Genomic DNA, 18,384 nt, shown 5'->3' on the forward strand with positions numbered 1-18,384 from the left:
AGTGAAAAGTCAATCCGCCGGTAGAAAGGGTGGAACTGCGATGCCGGCGGGCAGGATGGCCAGCACCTTGAAGAGTTCGCCCATGGCTTGCGGGCCGGCGAGGCGCTCGACCTCGCCCGCGATCTTTTCGCGGGCCGCCTCATCGGCATTGGCACCGAGCCGGCCGGCGCGTTCGAGAAGCCCCATCCTCACCAGGAATTCGCCTTGCGTGGCGAGATAGGCATCAAGGCCATGCGCCCGGACAATGGCGGCGAGGGCGGCGAAATCGACATGGGCGGTAAGATCGGCCTCGCCGGGATTGGCCAGCACATCTTCGTGATCGTGCCGGCGCAGGGCCTGCAACGTATCGCCGATCCCTGGCCGGAGATGGCCATAGTCAGGGAATAGCCCGGCGCCGCCACGACTGGATATGCGCTCGGAGATGGTCGCCATCAAGGCGGTGCGAGCCGGCGCGATCTCGACGATCGAGCCTTGCGGGGCCTCTTCGGCATCGTCCGGCAGCAGCGTCGGATCGACCGAAGCGGCGCCGGCGAAAAAACGCAACCCGCCCGCGTCGTCGAGCCCGATCATCCGTTCGCGCCAGTCCGCGCCGGCGCGAACGAACTGACGGATGGGCACCGCGTCGAACAATTCGTTGCCGACAATGAGAAGCGGGGTCCGCGGCAGCGTGTCGATGGTTTCATGCCAATCGATCGTGACCGATGTGCCGGCAAGCGCCTGCCGCTGGATTCCCGTCAGCCGTGGGCTGGTCTCGATCATGGCGAAGGAGGCGCCGGCGGTCAGCGTCGCGTCGAGCCGCGAAAAGGTGCGCAGCATGTCCTTCATCAGCGTGCCACGGCCTGGGCCGATCTCGGCGATGGTGACCGGCAGCGGCCGGCCCGTCGCCCGCCAGGCCTCGTAGAGCCAGATGGCGACCAGCTCGCCGAACATCTGGCTGATCTCCGGTGCGGTGACGAAGTCGCCGGCGGCGCCGAACGGCTCGCGCGTCGTGTAGTAACCGTCCTCAGGGTCGAACAGGCAAAGCGCCATGTATTCGCTGACGGGAATGGGGCCTACCGCATCGATCAGCTCGGCGATGCGGGTTTTCAGCCGCGTCATGCCGGCTGTGGCTGTGTCACCGGTTTAGCGGTGGCCATCGCCCAGATGCCTGCCAGCACCATGGGCGTGGAAAGGATCATACCCATGGTCAGCCAATTGGTGCCGAGGAGATAGCCAAGCTGCTGATCAGGCTCGCGGAAGAATTCGACGAAGATGCGCGACAGGCCGTAACCGCAAATGAAGGCGCCGCCGACAAAGCGCGGCGTCTTCAGCTTGAGCCTGGAATGGGTGAGGACGCGCAGGACCAGGAACAGCACCAGGCCCTCTAGCAACGCCTCGTAGATCTGGCTCGGATGGCGCGAAAATGGCCCGCCATTGGGGAATTCGACCGCCCAGGGCACATCGGTCGGTCTGCCCCAGAGTTCGGAGTTGATGAAATTGGCGACGCGGACAAGGCCAAGGCCGACCGGGACGCCGGCCGCCACGACGTCGAACAGCGACCATGCGCGGATGCCGCGCGACCAGGAGAACAGCGTCATGGCGAGGGTGACGCCGAGCAGGCCGCCATGAAACGACATGCCGCCCTGCCAGACGGCAAAGATATCCAGCGGGTGCGCAATGTAGCGCGGCAGATCGTAAAACAGCACGTAGCCGGTGCGTCCGCCCAGCACCACGCCGATGGCCGCCCAGACGATGAAGTCGTCGAGATCCTCGGGCTTCATCGGCAAGGTACCGTCGGGCCAGAGCCTTTTGTCGGTGACGAGCCGCTTGGCATACCACCAGGCAAAGAGAATGCCGACGATGTAGCCGACGCCATACCAATGCACCGCCAACGGCCCGATCTGGACAATGACCGGGTCGATATTGGGGAAGGGTAGGGCGGCCAGCGGCAGCATAAGATGTTGGCTCAACAAGGATCTCCGGGTAGCCATCGCGTTCGGGCGCGGACCATGCGGCAGGGTTTTGGCAGGGTCAAGGCAAGTTGATGGTTGCCTTCATCGCCACGGACGGAGGGGCTCAACCCTGACGCTTGCCGTCGACCATTTGCCTTAGAGCGTCGTTGATCCTGTCCTGCCAGCCCGGACCATCTTCCTGGAAATGGTCCAGCACGGCTCGATCGATCCTAATCGAAACGAGCTCTCTGACATTGGGCGCGGCCGAGGGTTCGCGAATTGGGGCTGCCGGTTTCTTGATCGGCTTAAAGGCAGCTTCGGCAGCTGCCATCGGATTTGTCGGTCTGCGCGGGGGCGTTGCCATTGGGTGACCCTGACTGAGAGCGACTCGTGCTTGACGCCAGTCGCGACGAAAACACCACAATAGGCGACTGGCCCGTGAAGACCAGCCGCTTCACTTGGTCCTCTCTGCCATTGCGTTGTATTTGGCCTCAAGCCGGTCCAGAACCCCGTCGCCGGGCTTGACCCGGCCGGCATGGGCATCCGAAATGCCTTTGGCGAGGGCCGCATCGAGGACGGCGAGGCGCTTCTCATTGACTTGGCGCCCTAGCTTAACGCACCGAAATTGAATGGGCTGCGGATGCCACCGGGTTTCAACGTTCTTGCATTCGGCGTCGTCCGCCACTACGTCAATTCCAGCAAGCGAGGATTTGCCATGTCGACCGGACCGAACCGCATTCTCGATGAATTCGCCAAGCTGATGACCGACGCCGCGGGTGCGGCGCAAGGGGTGCGGCGCGAAGTGGAGACCGCCTTCAAGGGGCAGGCCGAGCGCATTCTCAACTCCATGGAAGTGGTGCAGCGCGAGGAGTTCGAGGCTGCCCGCGATATGGCGGCGAAGGCCAGGGAAGAGAACACTCGCCTCGCTGCCCGCATCGAAGCACTCGAGGCCAAACTGGCCGAATTGGCCGCACAGGCGACGCCTGCGACCGCGGCCAAGCCGCGTCCGAAAAAATAACCAAAAAAATATTCGTTAAACTTTTCCACAAAGCGCAATCGCAAAAAGCGCTTTGTCGTGAATCGCTTACCGGCATTGCGTGAATCTTTGTGACAGTGCCTTTCCACATGCTGATGACGCAGTGCGAAAAATTGGGCTGGTCACGCGACTCCCGATCAATAGACTGAATTTGTTGCATGATTCGGAGCAGGATCATGCGCCGGGCGGTGGGGTCCGGTCAGGGGTCTTTGCGTTGAGAAGTCCTGGCCGTCCGAGTTCTAGACAGGATTGTTCGTCGTGTGTGCCCACGGAGCGTGTGGCGCTCCCCTGAACGACAGGAAGCATTTCATGGAACTTCTCGAACTCGAATTTTCCCGCGAAATCCATCCGGTGGATGTCATCGAGCAGGTGGCTCACAACAATGACTGGTCCTTCGAGCGGGCCGGCGACGACGAGATTTCGATCTCGGTTGCCGGAAGCTGGACCGACTATCACGTCTCATTCTCGTGGATGGAGGATTTCGAGGCGCTGCATCTGGCCTGCGCCTTCGACATCAAGGTGCCGGAGGCGCGTGCGCTCGAAGTGATGCGGCTCTTGTCGCTGATCAACGAGCAGATGCTGTTTGGCCATTTCGACCTCTGGGAGCAGGAAGGCGCGATCATGTTCCGCCAGTCGCTGCTGCTTGCCGGCGGGGTCGAGCCGTCGAGCCAGCAGGTCGAGGTGCTACTGTCGTCGGCGCTGGAGGCCTGCGAGTGCTATTTCCAGTCCTTCCAGTTCGTCGTCTGGTCGGGAACCTCGGCCAAGGATGCGCTGGCCGGCGTCCTGTTCGAGACCTATGGAAACGCCTGATCCTCGATGAGTTCCAATAACCAGCGCAAGCCCGAGATCAGCTTCGCCGATTTCGACCGTGTCGATATCCGTGCCGGCACGATCGTCGAGGCCGAGCCGTTCCCGCAGGCGCGCAAGCCGGCATTCAAGCTGAAGATCGACTTCGGCGCCGACATCGGGGTGAAGAAATCGTCGGCGCAGATTACCAAATATTATGCGCCGGAGACGCTGATCGGCCGGCAGGTGTTCGCGGTGGTCAATTTCCCGCCGCGGCAGATCGGGCCGTTCATGTCGGAAGTGCTGACGCTTGGCTTTCCCGACGAAGAGGGGGCCGTCGTGCTCGGCGCCATAGAGCGCAGGGTGCCGGACGGCGGTCGCCTGTTCTAGAGCCTCGGACTTTCAAGTCGAACCGTGCCGCCGCCTCATCTTTTTGTTTGCATCGGATTCTTCCCGAAACGGGTTTCCACTTTTGGGTCCGATGCTTTGGCACATCTACGGAAAACACTTCAATTCGCTACAAGCGGTTTGGGCTTCTTGTCGGTCCATTCCGGCGGCGCACCGTACTTGGAGGCCACGACGCCTATTAATCCCGGCATTCGACCGAATGTATCACACGCGGCGTATTTGGGTTTTCCGCCAAACCAGGACTGGATCCGCTGTTTCGAAGGGATGGAAATGTCGAAGACTTTAGGCTCCTTGCCAGTGATGAGCATTCGGGAAAAGTCACCCCCGAACCTCGCAGCGAGGCCGTATGCATCGCCGACCTCCGAAAAGCGGGGGTTGTCTGGATCGAGTTCGCCCCGCGAGCCCAGACCATTGCCGCGCGCTGGACGCCACCGCTATCAACGGCTTCCGCCTCGACGGCAAGTCCTCCGAGGCCGAAAGGTAGGCGCGGCATACTGACGGGCACGCTGGAGGGCATGACGAAACCGCTGCCTACAGTTACGACGGTTGAGACCCCCGCCATCACCTTGTTCGTAGGGACGATATCGGTGACGACGGATCGGATCGTCACATCGGCCGGCTGGCCGGCTGAGACCATTTGATATTTGTCGCTAAGCGCGACACAGAGCGCCCGATCCAGTGCGTTTGACACCAGTGAGCGGTCGGCTGCCGATTTCACCCGGGATGCGGCGCTGAACACGAAAGTCGTTGGAACGATCCTGGCCGTCTTCGCAACCGCCAGACCTTGCCCGTCAACAAAGATACGCTTCTTGGACAACTTTCCCTTGGGGGCACCAAGATTGCTGTAAGAGGTGAGCGTCCCGCCTTCCGTCAGAGGCACCGCGGCACATCCGGCTACCGCCAGGATCAGGGACAAAGCCAGACATATTAACGGAAATGTCGGCGGGGATCCGACAGGTCCGAGAAATGGTTCAATTGATGGATTGCTGCGCACGCTTTCTGATCTCCGTCGCGGATGTTTCCGAGACGACCGTGCGAGGGAAGGATTGCCGCAGCATTACAGATCATGTCGAACAGCGGTTATCGTCGATGCGTACCGCCAGTTGGCTCGAAGGCTTGTCAATCAGAGTCGGATTGCCACCTGCGTCCCGGCCGTGCTGCTTGTCATGCAGACCTGACCCCGATGGTTTGCAACGATCTGCTTCACCAGGCTCAAACCAAGACCTGCGCCTGTGCTTCGCGGGGTGACGCGATAAAAAGGCTCAAAAACCAGTTCCCGATGCTCTGCCGGTATGCCTGGTCCTTCATCGGCCACGTTGATCTCTGCGTCGGCTGAGACCGAGATCGTGATCATCCCGGTATTGCCGCCATGGTCGATTGCATTGCGAACCAGATTGCTGATCGCTCTCGGCAAGGCGGAAGGACTGCCGCGCCGCTCGAGGCTTTCCACTTCACTTTGGAAGGAAATCTGGTAGCCGGCAGCGATCGCCAGAGGTGCGAGGTCGGCAACGACCGTTCGTGCGATTTCGACGAGATCGACCCTTCCGTGCAGATCGGTCGCCTGGTCGTTGCGCTCGAAATCGAGGAGTTGCTCTGCCGTCTCGGCCAAACGCGCAACGTCGGCCAACAATCGCCTGCGATCCTGGTTCTCGGGCATCCCGTCGATCCGCGTCTGCATGATAGCGATAGGTGTTCTGAGCTCATGCGCCGCGTCGATCAGGAAGCGCTGGCGTTTCCGGAACTCATTCTCGAGCCGCTCGAGTGTTCCATTGAACGCAATGACCAGCGGAGCGACTTCCTTGGGAATGCCGTCCACCGGAAGGCGTACTCCGTACCGGCGTGGTTCAATCTGTGATGCTTTGTGAGCGACGTCGCTCACGCCGGCCAGAGCGCGCGCGACGATGCGGGGAACGGCAAGGAAGATCGCAGGCAATGCAATTGCGATCAAAGAGACGTAGATCGGGTAAGTGCTGGCCAGAAGGGTGAGAACGGGCCAGCCCTTGTCAGCGAAGCCGCCAGACAGAATTCGGACCTCACCCACAACAGTCTCTACGTTTTCGACCGAGGCAATCTCATTTGTACCGGCCGATCCCCTGATATCTGCGTCCTGGAACAGGTGCACCAGAGGCGCGACCTCGGCGTAGGGAACTGGTACGGTGCCGTAGGATACCGAGGCACCGTCCGTCGTGGCCGCGACATACCAAAGTCCGCTGTTCTGCGTTTTGAGCGACCTCAGCTTCGGTGTATCGCGCAACTGAAATTTTCCTTGCGGATCGCGTTCCACAGCCTCCGCCAACACGGCGCTGATTTTGTCCTCCACGGCCACGTTCGGCGAAAGGATCATCGCTCCGTAGACGCAAAGCCCGATGATCACGGCGGCAATCACAGCGACGATGACGAGACTGAGCTGCCAGCTCAGCTTCCACCAAAGTGACGGATCCAACCTGTTGGCCACGTGCATCATTCTTCCTTCAGGAGATAGCCGACGCCCCGGATGTTGTGGATAGCGACGCCGGCGCCGGCATCCAGCAGTCGCTTGCGCAGCCTGGAAATGTGCGCATCGAGCGCGTTCGACTGGATCTCTTCTTCGTAATTGTAGACCGCCGCTTCGAGCGTCGACCGAAGAACGGTTTTGTCTTTCCGCTTGGCTAGCGCCGCCAGAACTAGAAGTTCGCGTCTGGGCAGATCGAGCGGGATCGTGTCGACGGTCACGCTCAAATGCAAGGGATCGATCAGCATCCGACCCGCAGTGAGATGAAGTTCCGCCAGACTTGCTGGTCGCCGCAGAACAGCGCGCAGGCGGGCCATCAACTCTTCGACAAGAAACGGCTTGCCCATATAGTCGTCAGCGCCGACGTTGAGACCTTCGACACGCTCCATTGGCTCGTTGCGCGCCGTCAGCACGATGATCGGCGTGTCCGCTCCAGTCCGCCGCAATTCGGGGATAAAGGTCAATCCCTCGCCATCGGGCAAGCGGCGATCCAGGAGGATCGCATCGTAAACATTCTGGTGCGTCAACTCGATTGCGTCAGCGAGGTGCATCGTGTGGTCGGTGACGATGCCGTGCTTTCTCAGTGCCACCGACAGCGCATCCGCCAGTTGCCTTTCGTCCTCTATCAGTAGAATTCTCATCGCCTTCCTGCTTTTTGCGCACCCGGTGTTTCCATCACCAAGATTGCAGCAGCATTGCGGAGCTTGCAGTCAGGTAAAGCTGAAATTGTGGAGGCCTAAACTGGATATATGAGGTCCGCGACCTCTCGACAGATCCTAGTCTAAACCGTCAGGCCTCTCAGGCAGCGAGCTTGCGCGTCGTGCCCAGTGCTTCCTCGACCGTGTCGAGGAACATTTCCGCGCAGGCTTTCCAGCTGTAGCGCATTGCGCGCTGGCGCGCCTCGGCGCGGTCGACGTGAAGGGCGGCAAGTGCTGCCTGCCGCAAATCGTCAGCTACCGAGCCGCCAACGCCGTCGCCGACAATGTCGATCGGGCCGGTCACCGGATAGGCGGCGACCGGCGTGCCGCTGGCCAGCGCCTCGATGATGACGTTGCCGAAGGTGTCGGTGCGGCTGGGGAAGACGAAGACATCGGCCGAGGCATAGATTTCGGCCAGTTCGTCGTTCGGGCGATGGCCGAGGAAATGGGCTTGCGGATATTTCGCCTTGAGCCTGCCCAGTTCCGGGCCTTCGCCGACGATCACCTTGCTGCCCGGCAATTCGAGGTCGAGGAAAGCGCTCAAATTCTTTTCGATCGCGACGCGGCCGACGCAGAGGAAGATCGGTCCCTCGAGACCCAGATCCTTCCGCTTGTCCGGCCGAAAATGGTCGGTGTCGACGCCGCGCGTCCACGGCCTCAGCTTGGTGAAGCCGCGTGCGGCGAGGTCGTCGGCCAGCGACTGGGTGGCGACCAGCGTGCCTTGCCCGGAATTGTGGAAATCGCGAAGCCAGCGATAGGCCCAGGCTTCCGGCACGGGCAATCGCGCGCTCAGATATTCGGGAAAACGCGTGTGATAACTCGTCGTGAACGGCCGGCCCGTGTTGCGGCAGTAACGCCGCGCCATGATGCCGAGCGGGCCTTCGGTGACGATGTGGATATGATCCGCCTTGCGCTCGGCAATCAGCCGCGCGACATGGCCCGGCGTCGTCAGCGCCAGCCTGATGTCGGGATAGGTCGGCAAGGGCAAGGTGCGGAAAATGTTCGGGGTCAGGAAGTCCGCTTCGACGTCGAAGGATTTCAGGGTCTCGGACAGCCGCTCCAGCGTGTGGACGACGCCGTTTACTTGCGGGCGCCAGGCGTCGGTGACCATCAGGATGCGCATGGCGGTCCTTTGCCCATGAAGTCGTCGGTTGCCTTGCCGCGATGCCTGAATGGCGACCAGGCCGCCGCTCCCGCTTCGCTCCAGCGCACCTCGCTCCAGCGCACCCTGGCGGGCACAGGGTCGAATCGATGCCGAGGGGCCGAATCGATAGAGGTCGCGCGCTTCATGCGCGCTCTTCAGCATGGTTTCATGACGGGCGGATGAAGGCATGGCCTGCGGGCGCACTCCGGAATGCCGAAATGCAGGTCAGGCCGGCACCTTGATGACGGCACGCAAGCCGCCGAGCGGGCTGTCGTCGAGCATGATGTCGCCGCCATGGCTGCGGACAATGTCGCGTGCGATGGCGAGGCCAAGCCCGGTGCCGCTGGCGTCAAGGTTGCGGGCCTCGTCAAGCCGCACGAACGGCTTGAAAACCTCCTCGCGCTTCTGGGCCGGGATGCCCGGCCCGTCATCGTCGATGGTGACGAGCAGCGAGCCGCGACCATGGTCGGCTTTGATCTCCACCGTCTGGGCATAACGGAAGGCGTTGCCGACGACATTGGACAGCAACCGGGCGAAGGCGCGGGGCCGCACCTGCACATGCGGATCGCCGGCAAGCGTGGTCGACAGTTTGCGCTTGCGCAGCGTGGCCTCTTCGCCAAGCTTCTCGAAATAGGCCTCAAGGTCGAAACGGCCGGTGTCCTCCGCCGCTTCGCCACGGGCAAAGGCGAGGTAGCCTTCCAGCATCGACTGCATGTCGTCGATGTCCTGGCCGAGCGCCTCGGTGTCGGCCTTGGTCCCGGTCAGCGCAAGCTGCAGCTTGAAGCGGGTGAGGATGGTTCTGAGATCATGGCTGACGCCGGTCAGCATGGCGGTGCGCTGCTCGAGCTGGCGTTCGATGCGCTCGCGCATCTGGATGAAGGCAAAGCCGGCACGACGCACCTCCTCGGCGCCGCGCGGACGGAAATCGCGCGGCATCGGCCGGCCCTTGCCGAAGCTCTCGGCGGCCTCGGCCAGGTTCAGGATCGGCCGGATCTGGTTGCGCAGGAAGGGGATGGCGATCATCAGCAGCACCAGCGAGGTGCCGACCATCCAGATCAGGAAAATGTGGGTGTTCGATGCATAGGCCTGACTGCGGCGCACGAAAACGCGCAGCACCTTGCCCTCGAGCTGGACGCGGACCTCGACGATGTTGGAATTGCCGACCGTGTCTATCCAGAACGGACGGTTGATCTGGCGGGTGATCTCGGAGGAAAGAATTTCATCGAGGATCGAGAAGAAAGGTTTTGGGCCCGGCGGCGGCAATGGGTCGGGCGGCAGCAGATCGACCTTCAACTGCATGCGGTCCTGAGCGATGCGGATGATGTTGGCATAATCGGCGTCGTGCGGATAGGTTTCGATCAAATCGATGATCGCGGCAATGTCGCTGATCGTGGCCTGCGACAGGCGCTGGGTAACGGTCTGCCAGTGGCGTTCCATGAAGACAAAGGCGACGACAGACTGCAGCAGGATCATCGGCGCGATAACGATGATCAGCGAGCGGGCATAGAGCCGCTTGGGCATATAGAGCGCAACGTAACGCCAGAACCGGTTCCAGGCGCGCGGCATGGCCTTGAGCGCCCGCGTGGCGCGGGCGCTCAAGCCGTTATCTCCCGGCTTTTCCAGATCCGTGGTCGCCATTCGCCCTTTTGCTCATCCGCGGGCCACTCAACAAGAGGCCCGCAAGCGCAGTGCCGCACTTGCAATTTTCGACTTTACGCGTGTCGCCATCTCAAAACCGTTTCGCACTTTTGGCGACATGCATTTTCCGTTTGATGCATGTCGTTATCCCAAAACCGCTTCGCACTTTTGGGCGACATGCATCGCGGCAGTCTATTCCACGCTGAGCCGATACCCAATACCGCGCACGGTCTGCAGCCAGACCGGATTGGACGGGTCGCGTTCGATCTTGCGGCGCAGCCGGTTGATCTGGACGTCGATCGTGCGCTCGCCAACTTCGGAATCATCGCCGACAAGTTCGTGGCGCGGGATCGTCTCGCCTGCTCGCGCCGCGAAGATCGCCAGGATCTCCTGTTCGCGGTCGGTCAGCTTGAGGGCCTCGCCGCCGCGCTTGAGTTCCCGCCGGGCGATCTGGAACGTGTAAGGGCCGAAGACCAGTTGCTCGACCTTCGGCGTCGTCGCCGGGCCACCGCGGCGCAGGATGTTGTTGATGCGCAGGATCAATTCGCGCGGATCGAACGGCTTCGGCAGATAGTCGTCGGCGCCGGCCTCAAGCCCGGTGATGCGGCTGTCGGTTTCCGACAGCGCGGTAAGCATGAGGATCGGCACGTTCTTTTCGGCTCTGAGCGCCTTGGTAAGGTCGACGCCGGTTTCGCCCGGCATCATGACATCGAGCACGAGCAGATCGAAATCGAGGCCGGCGAGCTTGCGCCGCGCCTCGCCGGAATTTCCAGCAACAGTGACGCGAAAGCCGTTCTCGGTCAGATATTGCTTGAGAAGATTGCGGATACGGGTGTCGTCATCGACCACCAGCAGATGCGGTGCATCGTCGTCCGGTGCTGCCGGCTGATCAACCTTTTCAATGGTCTCCATGGCTTTTCCCTGACATTTTTGCGGGCACAATGTCGATCTGCGCCCTTAGTTCCGGATTGACCATCGCCTCCAGGAAGCGTTCGATCAAGGCGCGTTCGCTGGCTCCGGAATCTTCCAATGCAGCACGGATGCGGCGCGACTGTGGCCGCGCCAGCGCCAGCGCCAGGGCGCGGCCCCTGGCGGTGGGGTAAAGTTCGCGCTGCCGGCGGTCGCGCGGACCCTGCAATTGCACGACATGGTCGGTGTCGATCAATTGCTTGAGCACGCGCGCCAGGCTCTGCTTGGTGATCTTCAAGACATCGAGCAGTTCGGCGACCGTCAGGCCCGGCCTGCGATTGACGAAATGCAGGACCCGGTGATGGGCGCGGCCGAACCCGTAATCGGCGAGGATCTGGTCCGGATCTGAGGTGAAATCGCGATAGGCGAAGAAGAACAATTCGATGATGGCGAAGTCGATGCCGTCCTCGTCGGCGATCGCCGTCCTGATCGGTTTTCCGGCTGGGTGGCTGCGATCCGTCATCATTTCTCCGATGGAAACAGGAAATTATGTCAGTACTATTGACGTAATTTTCCGGCGATGGTAATTTTTGACAAGCTTTTCGGCGGATTGCGAACGAAAAGGCAAGGGACGTCCGTTTTTCCGGAACTTCCTGAGTTTGCCAGACCTCAAATATCCGCTTACGCTTCGAGGCACTCTACGCTTTGAGAAATGGGGCCGCCCGGCGCGGCCGACACGAAAAACGCAACGACACAATGATATGCGGGCCGTCGCCCGCGGGAGGTTATCATGGCATCCGTTCCTTTCGACCAAATGGATGGCTTTATCTGGATCAACGGCGAGTTCGTCAAATGGGCCGACGCCAAGATCCACGTCCTGACCCATGGTCTGCACTATGCCAGCGCGGTGTTCGAGGGCGAGCGCGCCTATGGCGGCGAGATTTTCAAGCTGACCGAGCACAGCGAACGCCTGCATGAATCGGCACGCCTGCTCGGCTTCAAGATTCCCTATTCGGTTGCCGAGATCGACGATGCCTGCCGCACGCTGCTGAAGAAGCAAGGGTTCCAGGACGCCTATGTGCGGCCGATCGCCTGGCGCGGCAGCGAACAGATGGGGGTTTCGGCGCAGAACAGCCGCATCAACTGCGCCATCGCCATCTGGCAGTGGCCGAGCTATTTCGACCCCGCGCAGAAGCTGAAAGGCATCCGTCTCGATGTGGCGGAATGGCGCCGCCCCGATCCGCGCACCGCGCCGTCGAAATCTAAAGCCGCCGGTCTCTACATGATCTGCACAATGTCCAAGCATGCCGCCGAAGCCAAGGGCTATGCCGACGCCATGATGCTCGACTGGCGCGGGCAAGTCGCCGAAGCAACGGGCGCCAATATCTTCTTCGTCAAGGACGGCAAGATCCAGACGCCGAAGCCCGATTGCTTCCTCGACGGCATCACCCGTCGTACGGTCGTCGGCCTTGCCAGGGATCGCGGCCTCGAGGTGATCGAGCGCGCCATCATGCCGGAAGAGCTGGAAGGCTTCGAGCAGTGCTTCCTGACCGGGACGGCAGCCGAGGTGACGCCGGTTTCGGAAATCGGTCCATACCGATTCGAGGTCGGCGAAATCGCCAAGACGCTGATGAATGACTATTCTGCGGCCGTTCAACCCAAGCACGCGATCGCCGCAGAATAACGAAAGTCACAGCTTTTTTTACAAGTAGGGGCGGTTTTCGGGCCGCCTCTTTTATTTAAGCAGTTCTGCATTTGACTTTCGTCCAATTCGGCGTCTCATGATGCTGTCGGCCCGGGAGGCTGGCAGCTATGGAGGGACTGGTACTATGGACATGAACACGCTTCTTCCGATCATTATTCAGGTGATTACGGGTGTCATCGGTGGTCAGGCGGTGGGCGCGGCGATCAAGACGGCGGCGATGGGTCAGCTTCCCAAGATCCTTGGTGGCGCCGTTGGCGGCGTCGGCGGCGCAGCCATCCTCGGTAGCCTGCTCGGCGGCGGCACAGTCGACCCGGCAGCGGCGGCAGCGGCAACGGGCGGATTGGGCAGTGCGCTTAATCTGCAAAACATCATCGGCGGCGCCGGTGGTGGCGCCATTCTGACCGGCATCATCGGCGCGGTCATGAATGCAATGAAGAAATAGGCTTGGCGGTTTCGGGCTTTCAAATGGGCGGCTTTGGCCGCCCATTTCCATTTCAGCCTGGTCTGTCATGACGGTGGACGCCAGTTGCTTGTGTCCCTAAAGCGCGTCGCTTGAACGAATTCACGCGACACGCTTTAGGTTCTTGTTTTTATGCATGTCGTTATCGCAAAACCGCTGCACACTTTTGCGCGACATGCATTACATCAGGAACGCCACCGCGAAAGGACGATCATGGGTCAACTCAATGCCGGTATCGTGCCGGTCACGCCCTTCCAGCAAAACTGCACCATCCTCTTCGACATGGACGACAAACAAGGCGTTGTCGTCGATCCGGGCGGCGACATCGACAAGGTGCTGGCAGTGCTGAAGGAGAATGCCATCACCGCCGGCGCGATCTGGATCACCCATGGTCATATCGATCATGCGGGCGGCGCAATGGAACTGAAGGAGGCGCTCGGGGTCGAGATTGTCGGCCCGCATGAGGCCGACCGTCCACTGCTCGCCAATCTCGAGAGCCAGGCGAAACTTTACGGCATCACCGATGCCGTGCGCAATTGCGTGCCCGACCGTTTTCTCAGAGAGGGCGACACCGTCTCGTTCGGCCAGCACGCGTTCGAGGTCTTCCATTGCCCCGGTCACGCGCCGGGCCATGTCGTCTACTACAACCGTGCGGCCAAATTCGCCCATGTCGGCGATGTCCTGTTTCGCGGCTCCATCGGGCGAACCGACCTGCCGGGCGGTGACCATGCCGCACTGATTGCCTCGATCAAAAACAAGCTTTTGCCGCTTGGCGACGGCATCGGCTTCATCTGCGGTCATGGTCCTGGCGGCCGCTTCGGCGAGGAGCGGCGGAGCAATCCGTTCCTGGTCTAGGGTGTGCCGATATTCAGGTGAGGCCGGACTGCAAACGGCGGCTTCCTGCGCTTCCGGTGCTCACGTACTTTAAGTACGCTCCGCTCCGGTTCTCGGAACCCACCATTTTCGACTCAGCCTGACCTGAATCTCAACACACCCTCGCGGGCCAACTTGGTTGGAGAGCCGGACACAAAAAACGCCGGCCTCGCGGCCAGCGCTTTTGTTTTGGGGCAGGGAAGCCTTGAGGCGCTTCGCGCATCAAGGCTTTGTCGTTGTGCATGTCGTTATCCCAAAACCGCTGCGCACTTTTGGGCGACATGCATTAGTTGGCGGTGCAGAAATGCTGTTCGCCGTCATAGCCGGTGAACGTGCCCGTGCGGGAATTGAAGCTCCGGTAGCGATCCGAACAGTATTCGTACCAGCCACGGGTCCATGGCTCGGCGTAGCCTTCATTGTAGGCGACCCGGGGTTCCACATAGTAGCGGCGCACCGGGGCCGGCCGCGGATAGCGATCATAATCGTCATAGCCGGGGTCGTAGTAGCGGGGCTGCGGATTGCTGAGCGCGCCGCCGATCAGGGCGCCGGCCGCGAGGCCGAGGACGCCGGCGGCGACAGCGTCGCCATTGCCATGGCCACGATGGTGGCGGTGGTAACGCCAATCGTCGGCGCTGGCCGCGGGCAAGGTCGCAAGCGTGGTTGCGACGACCGCGGCGGACAGGATGGCGGTCTTGAAAATTCGATTCATATCGGTCTCCTTCGTGCCGGCCCGGCAGTGGGAATGCGGTCCGGCTTTACCGAAGGCTAATAGGCGACCGTGGCTGAACGGGGGCTGAACGAAGTTGGCGGGTCGAAATCAGCGATCGGCCGCGGCACGGACGGCAAATATCGCACGCTCATGCGGACCGAGGTCTCTAGCGCGGGAGCCGTTCGGCTGTCTTGAGCCGGCTCAGCCGACCGACAGGTTAACGGCTTTCGGACCCTTGCCGCGCTTGTCCGGCTCGGTGTCGAATGTCACTTTCTGCCCATCCTCAAGACCGGGAAGACCCGACGCCTGCACGGCCGAAATATGGACGAAGACATCCTTTGCGCCATCATCCGGCGTGATGAAGCCGAAGCCCTTGGCATGATTGAAGAATTTGACGGTGCCGGTCTGCGGCATGGGAAGCTCCTTTGATCCCATCAAGTCAAGTCTCGGGCCGGCAAATGCCCGAGTGGAAATTTGTCCTTTATTTTAGCGCTATCGGCAAGTGAAAGTTTTTGCGGGCATTTTTGCTCGCCGTCCTCGATATGAAAAAGGCGCGACGATTATCGTCGCGCCTTCGAAAACTCGGATGCGGCCCTGGAAGCCGGTGCAGCCCGTGGAGAGGCTCATGGACGTTTCGCGTGTCCGAACGGACTTGCGACGTTCCGATGGCTCAGGCCGCGCGGAGATTGACCGCCTTCGGACCCTTGCCCATGCGGTCAGGCTCGACGTCGAAGGTGACCTTCTGGCCATCGACGAGGGTGCGCAGGCCCGAAGCCTCGATCGCCGAGATATGGACGAACACGTCCTTGGCGCCGCCGTCTGGCGTGATGAAGCCGAAGCCTTTGGTAGCGTTGAAGAATTTAACGGTGCCGGTCTGGGCCATTGGGGAAACTCCTTCACCCGTGTCAGTCTTGTGGTTTGCCCGCCGCCTGGCGCCGTGGGCAAGTCCCGGTGGTTGCTTTCGGCAGTCATGCATTGGCGCATGGTCAAACCCCCCGCCGAAAAACGGGGCCGTCAGAGATTCACAGTATCGGGGAAAGGTCGTCCAAAACGTTCCGCTCTCCGGGTCGCAAATGCCCGAACACAAAATTTATCGCACGGAAACGTGATGGTTGCAAGATAGCGCCGCGGGCCGCCCAGATGGCGTCCCGACGCATGGCATCGATAGACCCGGGTGTTTGCTCGGTCATCGGCCAGAACCCGGCCACGCATGGTCCAGCAAGCGCTGTCCGCGCGGCACCCGTGATGCGTCGATTGTTTCCGGCAGTCATCCAAAAAAACGGGGGATTGCATTTGTCGGCGGAATGGCGAGGATCGGTGTTGGCAGTTTGATTTTTGCGCATGTTCCTTTCCGAAAATAGATGTTCGGGGTCATGCGCCAGAGCGGAGCTCATTTTGCGCCGGAGCGGGGGCTCGAGGGAGGTATAGTCATGAGATTTCTTGCGGCAATCTTTTCGCGGCAAGGTTTTGCCATTCTGTTGTTGTCGGCAGTTCTTGCAGCCTGTACCGCGGTGGTGGTGGATGAAGGACCGGGGTACCCTCCGCCAAGGCCTGGACCGCAATTCTGCACCAAGCAGTATGATCCGGTCTGCGCCCGGCGCGGCGGCGACCGCCAGACTTTCGCCAACGCCTGCCTTGCGGAGCGGGCCGGATACCGCATCATTCGCGACGGCCAATGCCGCGACGGCGGCGGTGGTGGTGGCGAAGAGCAGACATTCTGCACGCGCGAATATGCTCCGGTCTGCGCCAGGCGCCGTGGCGAACTGCGCACCTTCCCCAATGCGTGCGAGGCCCGCGCCGCCGACTACCGGGTGGTCGACGACGGCCCCTGCTGAGGGCACGGCTCTCCTATCTCCCCCGTGCTGGGGGAGATAGGGCTTGCCCATCTGGAGATAGGGCTCGCCCATCTATCGGCTGGACATCCTTGTGGCGGCCTCTACGCCGACTGTTTCATCTTGCCGTAATAGGCGATGAACTCAGCCGCGGGCATCGGCTTGGCAAACAGCCAGCCTTGGCCATAGTCGACATCGCGCTCCAGCAGATAGTCGGCCTGGGCCTGCGTCTCCACGCCTTCGGCAACGATCTTCAGCTTCAACGTCTTGGCCATGTCGATGATATGCGGCGTGACGGAACTGGTGGCGGAATTCGTGGCGATCGTGTCGATGAAGGACTTGTCGATCTTCAGCGCATCGAGCGGCAGTCCTTCGAGATGGGAGAGGCTGGAATAGCCGGTGCCGAAATCGTCGATCGCCACCGCGTGACCAAGCTCGCGGGCGCGGATGAGGGTCGAACGCGCTGAATCGATATTGACGAAACCGCGCTCCGTCGCCTCCAGCCAGATCTGCCGAGGCCGAATTCCCGTGTGCTGCAGGGCCTTTTCGATGACGGGGAGGATCCTTGCCGTTTCGACGTCGGCGGGACCGAGATTGATCGCGATGTGGAGGGAACGATTGGCGACGAGGAGCCGGTTCAAGTCAAGAACCACATGGGCTACCACCTGGTCCGTGATCGCCGCGATCAGGCCGCTCTCTTCGGCCAGTGGGATGAAGAGATCGGGCCGGACCAGCGAGCCGTCCGGGCGCCTCCAGCGCACCAGAGCTTCCGCTCCGATGCATCTGCCGGTCCTGAGTTCGACGATCGGCTGATAGTGGACGATGAATTCGCGCTTGCGCACGGCAATCTGCAATTCTCTCAGCGGCGACAGCCGCCGTCGCGACAGCCAGACAACCGTGCCAATGGCGAAGGCGGCGATAAAGGCGCCAAGCGGAAGCAGCAGCAATCGCTGCCTGCGCACACTGTCCACGATCTGGCTTTCCGGTTCGCTCGCCACGGCGATCCAGTCCGCCCCGCGCGCGGTGGCGAACAGATGGCCGTCGTCAAGGCCCTTGCCGGGGCCGGCGATGATCCTGCCGATGCGGGCGGAATCCGGCCCGTTCAGCGTGCCGAGCAGGATGCCTTGGTTGGTTGCCAGAGCAAGCTGAATGCCGGGATCGACGATGACGTCGACAAAGCGCACGGGATCGACAAGGACATTGTGGTCCTTGTAGCGCAGCGCCATCAGCGGATGGTCATGGTTGGCCAAGGGCAGCATGCGCGCCGTGACGGCAACGCCGTCCCGCGTGGTGAAATCCGGAGCGGTTTGCGCGACGCTCCCCTCGGTCGGCCCCCAGGACGTGCATTTGAGCAGGCCATTTTCGAAATAGCCCATTTCCTCGATCGCGCGCGTGTTGATGGTGAGTTGCCGCATGCGGGCGATATGGCCATCCGAGCAGCGGTCGCTGGCAAACCGGTCGATCTCGCGCAGTGCTTCGGTCGCATCCCTAAGGGATATGTCGGCCCTGGCGATGGCGAGGTTGGCGAACAGCGCCAGGCGGTCATGCTCTTCCTGAAGCGCCAGGACCCATGAAAAGTGGAACATCGCCACGATGGGCACGATGGCGCCGAGCAAGGCCAACACCACCGCGGTCACGATGATGCGCGGCCTGTCCATATGCGCCTCCTGCCTTCGGCCGGCGATGACCTGCCGGGTTCACGCGCAATCCCGCCGGACGGGCACCGAGCCTCGTTCCAGCGGACCCTTATATGGCTTCGACGTT

The 18,384-nt window shown here is 61.5% G+C and carries 21 protein-coding genes and 1 pseudogene; 7 read left to right on the forward strand and 15 right to left on the reverse strand.

Annotated features, from left to right (window positions below; translation table 11 throughout):
- Positions 1 to 9: 9 nt before the first annotated feature.
- The 4 genes from C9427_RS14165 to C9427_RS34775 form a co-directional block, all read right to left on the reverse strand.
- Positions 10 to 1,098: a class I SAM-dependent methyltransferase gene (locus tag C9427_RS14165; protein WP_107649766.1), complete on the reverse strand. Its 1,089-nt coding sequence runs from the start codon at positions 1,096 to 1,098 to the stop codon at positions 10 to 12.
- Positions 1,095 to 1,934: a prolipoprotein diacylglyceryl transferase gene (gene lgt, locus C9427_RS14170; RefSeq protein ID WP_167434354.1), complete on the reverse strand. Its 840-nt coding sequence runs from the start codon at positions 1,932 to 1,934 to the stop codon at positions 1,095 to 1,097. Before lgt ends, C9427_RS14165 begins: the two co-directional genes overlap by 4 nt.
- 121 nt (positions 1,935 to 2,055) lie before the next feature.
- Complete coding sequence (locus C9427_RS14175) at positions 2,056 to 2,295, reverse strand: BrnA antitoxin family protein (RefSeq protein ID WP_006338500.1); 240 nt, start codon at positions 2,293 to 2,295, stop codon at positions 2,056 to 2,058.
- Positions 2,296 to 2,385: 90 nt separating this feature from the next.
- Positions 2,386 to 2,616 carry a hypothetical protein gene (locus C9427_RS34775; RefSeq protein WP_245437071.1) on the reverse strand — a complete coding sequence of 77 codons (231 nt, stop codon included), beginning with the start codon at positions 2,614 to 2,616 and terminating at the stop codon, positions 2,386 to 2,388.
- Between the two features lie 30 nt (positions 2,617 to 2,646).
- Here C9427_RS34775 and C9427_RS14185 point away from each other — a divergent pair, with 30 nt between their 5' ends.
- From C9427_RS14185 to C9427_RS14195, 3 genes are all read left to right on the forward strand, one after another.
- Positions 2,647 to 2,949 carry an accessory factor UbiK family protein gene (locus tag C9427_RS14185; protein ID WP_107649768.1) on the forward strand — a complete coding sequence of 101 codons (303 nt, stop codon included), beginning with the start codon at positions 2,647 to 2,649 and terminating at the stop codon, positions 2,947 to 2,949.
- 327 nt (positions 2,950 to 3,276) lie between these two features.
- Positions 3,277 to 3,777, forward strand: coding sequence for a type III secretion system chaperone family protein (locus C9427_RS14190; RefSeq protein WP_006338495.1), 501 nt, complete (start codon positions 3,277 to 3,279; stop codon positions 3,775 to 3,777).
- A gap of 6 nt (positions 3,778 to 3,783) precedes the next feature.
- Positions 3,784 to 4,143 carry a tRNA-binding protein gene (locus C9427_RS14195; protein ID WP_107649769.1) on the forward strand — a complete coding sequence of 120 codons (360 nt, stop codon included), beginning with the start codon at positions 3,784 to 3,786 and terminating at the stop codon, positions 4,141 to 4,143.
- 119 nt (positions 4,144 to 4,262) lie between these two features.
- Here C9427_RS14195 and C9427_RS14200 read toward each other — a convergent pair.
- The 7 genes and pseudogenes from C9427_RS14200 to C9427_RS14230 form a co-directional block, all read right to left on the reverse strand.
- A pseudogene (locus C9427_RS14200) lies at positions 4,263 to 5,155 on the reverse strand (DUF3313 domain-containing protein).
- A gap of 129 nt (positions 5,156 to 5,284) precedes the next feature.
- Positions 5,285 to 6,625 (reverse strand): sensor histidine kinase, encoded by a 1,341-nt coding sequence (locus C9427_RS14205; protein WP_425351646.1) that lies wholly within the window; start codon positions 6,623 to 6,625, stop codon positions 5,285 to 5,287.
- Entirely contained in the window at positions 6,622 to 7,293 is a 672-nt protein-coding gene (locus C9427_RS14210) for a response regulator transcription factor (RefSeq protein ID WP_107649770.1), read from the reverse strand. Before C9427_RS14210 ends, C9427_RS14205 begins: the two co-directional genes overlap by 4 nt.
- 157 nt (positions 7,294 to 7,450) lie before the next feature.
- The gene (locus tag C9427_RS14215) at positions 7,451 to 8,473 is read right to left on the reverse strand and encodes a glycosyltransferase family 4 protein (RefSeq protein WP_107649860.1); all 1,023 of its coding nucleotides are present in this window, start codon (positions 8,471 to 8,473) and stop codon (positions 7,451 to 7,453) included.
- Positions 8,474 to 8,719: 246 nt separating this feature from the next.
- Positions 8,720 to 10,132 carry an ATP-binding protein gene (locus tag C9427_RS14220; protein ID WP_107649771.1) on the reverse strand — a complete coding sequence of 471 codons (1,413 nt, stop codon included), beginning with the start codon at positions 10,130 to 10,132 and terminating at the stop codon, positions 8,720 to 8,722.
- 192 nt (positions 10,133 to 10,324) lie between these two features.
- A complete protein-coding gene (locus C9427_RS14225) occupies positions 10,325 to 11,044 on the reverse strand; it encodes a response regulator (RefSeq protein ID WP_107649772.1) in 720 nt (239 codons plus the stop codon).
- A complete protein-coding gene (locus C9427_RS14230; RefSeq protein ID WP_097572349.1) occupies positions 11,031 to 11,564 on the reverse strand; it encodes a MarR family winged helix-turn-helix transcriptional regulator in 534 nt (177 codons plus the stop codon). The genes C9427_RS14225 and C9427_RS14230 overlap by 14 nt, the downstream gene beginning before the upstream one ends.
- Positions 11,565 to 11,831: 267 nt before the next feature.
- Here C9427_RS14230 and C9427_RS14235 point away from each other — a divergent pair, with 267 nt between their 5' ends.
- From C9427_RS14235 to C9427_RS14245, 3 genes are all read left to right on the forward strand, one after another.
- A complete protein-coding gene (locus C9427_RS14235; protein ID WP_107649773.1) occupies positions 11,832 to 12,725 on the forward strand; it encodes a branched-chain amino acid aminotransferase in 894 nt (297 codons plus the stop codon).
- Positions 12,726 to 12,870: 145 nt separating this feature from the next.
- Positions 12,871 to 13,188 carry a hypothetical protein gene (locus C9427_RS14240; RefSeq protein WP_097572307.1) on the forward strand — a complete coding sequence of 106 codons (318 nt, stop codon included), beginning with the start codon at positions 12,871 to 12,873 and terminating at the stop codon, positions 13,186 to 13,188.
- Positions 13,189 to 13,419: 231 nt separating this feature from the next.
- Positions 13,420 to 14,061, forward strand: a complete 642-nt coding sequence (locus tag C9427_RS14245) for an MBL fold metallo-hydrolase (protein ID WP_107649861.1) — start codon at positions 13,420 to 13,422, stop codon at positions 14,059 to 14,061.
- 304 nt (positions 14,062 to 14,365) lie between these two features.
- Here C9427_RS14245 and C9427_RS14250 read toward each other — a convergent pair whose 3' ends face one another.
- The 3 genes from C9427_RS14250 to C9427_RS14260 form a co-directional block, all read right to left on the reverse strand.
- Positions 14,366 to 14,788, reverse strand: a complete 423-nt coding sequence (locus C9427_RS14250) for a BA14K family protein (RefSeq protein WP_107649774.1) — start codon at positions 14,786 to 14,788, stop codon at positions 14,366 to 14,368.
- A 201-nt stretch (positions 14,789 to 14,989) separates the two neighbouring features.
- On the reverse strand, positions 14,990 to 15,202 hold the full coding sequence (locus C9427_RS14255; protein ID WP_008877668.1) for a cold-shock protein: 213 nt from the start codon (positions 15,200 to 15,202) through the stop codon (positions 14,990 to 14,992).
- Between the two features lie 256 nt (positions 15,203 to 15,458).
- Positions 15,459 to 15,671, reverse strand: coding sequence for a cold-shock protein (locus C9427_RS14260; RefSeq protein ID WP_006202520.1), 213 nt, complete (start codon positions 15,669 to 15,671; stop codon positions 15,459 to 15,461).
- 547 nt (positions 15,672 to 16,218) lie between these two features.
- On the opposite strand from C9427_RS14260, the gene C9427_RS14265 reads away from it, so the two are divergent.
- A complete protein-coding gene (locus C9427_RS14265; RefSeq protein ID WP_107649775.1) occupies positions 16,219 to 16,623 on the forward strand; it encodes a Kazal-type serine protease inhibitor family protein in 405 nt (134 codons plus the stop codon).
- 101 nt (positions 16,624 to 16,724) lie between these two features.
- Here the strand turns inward: C9427_RS14265 and C9427_RS14270 are convergent, their stop codons facing one another.
- Entirely contained in the window at positions 16,725 to 18,278 is a 1,554-nt protein-coding gene (locus C9427_RS14270; RefSeq protein ID WP_107649776.1) for an EAL domain-containing protein, read from the reverse strand.
- Positions 18,279 to 18,384 lie beyond the last annotated feature (106 nt).

The organism is Mesorhizobium helmanticense (assembly GCF_003034915.1).
GTDB lineage: Bacteria > Pseudomonadota > Alphaproteobacteria > Rhizobiales > Rhizobiaceae > Mesorhizobium > Mesorhizobium helmanticense.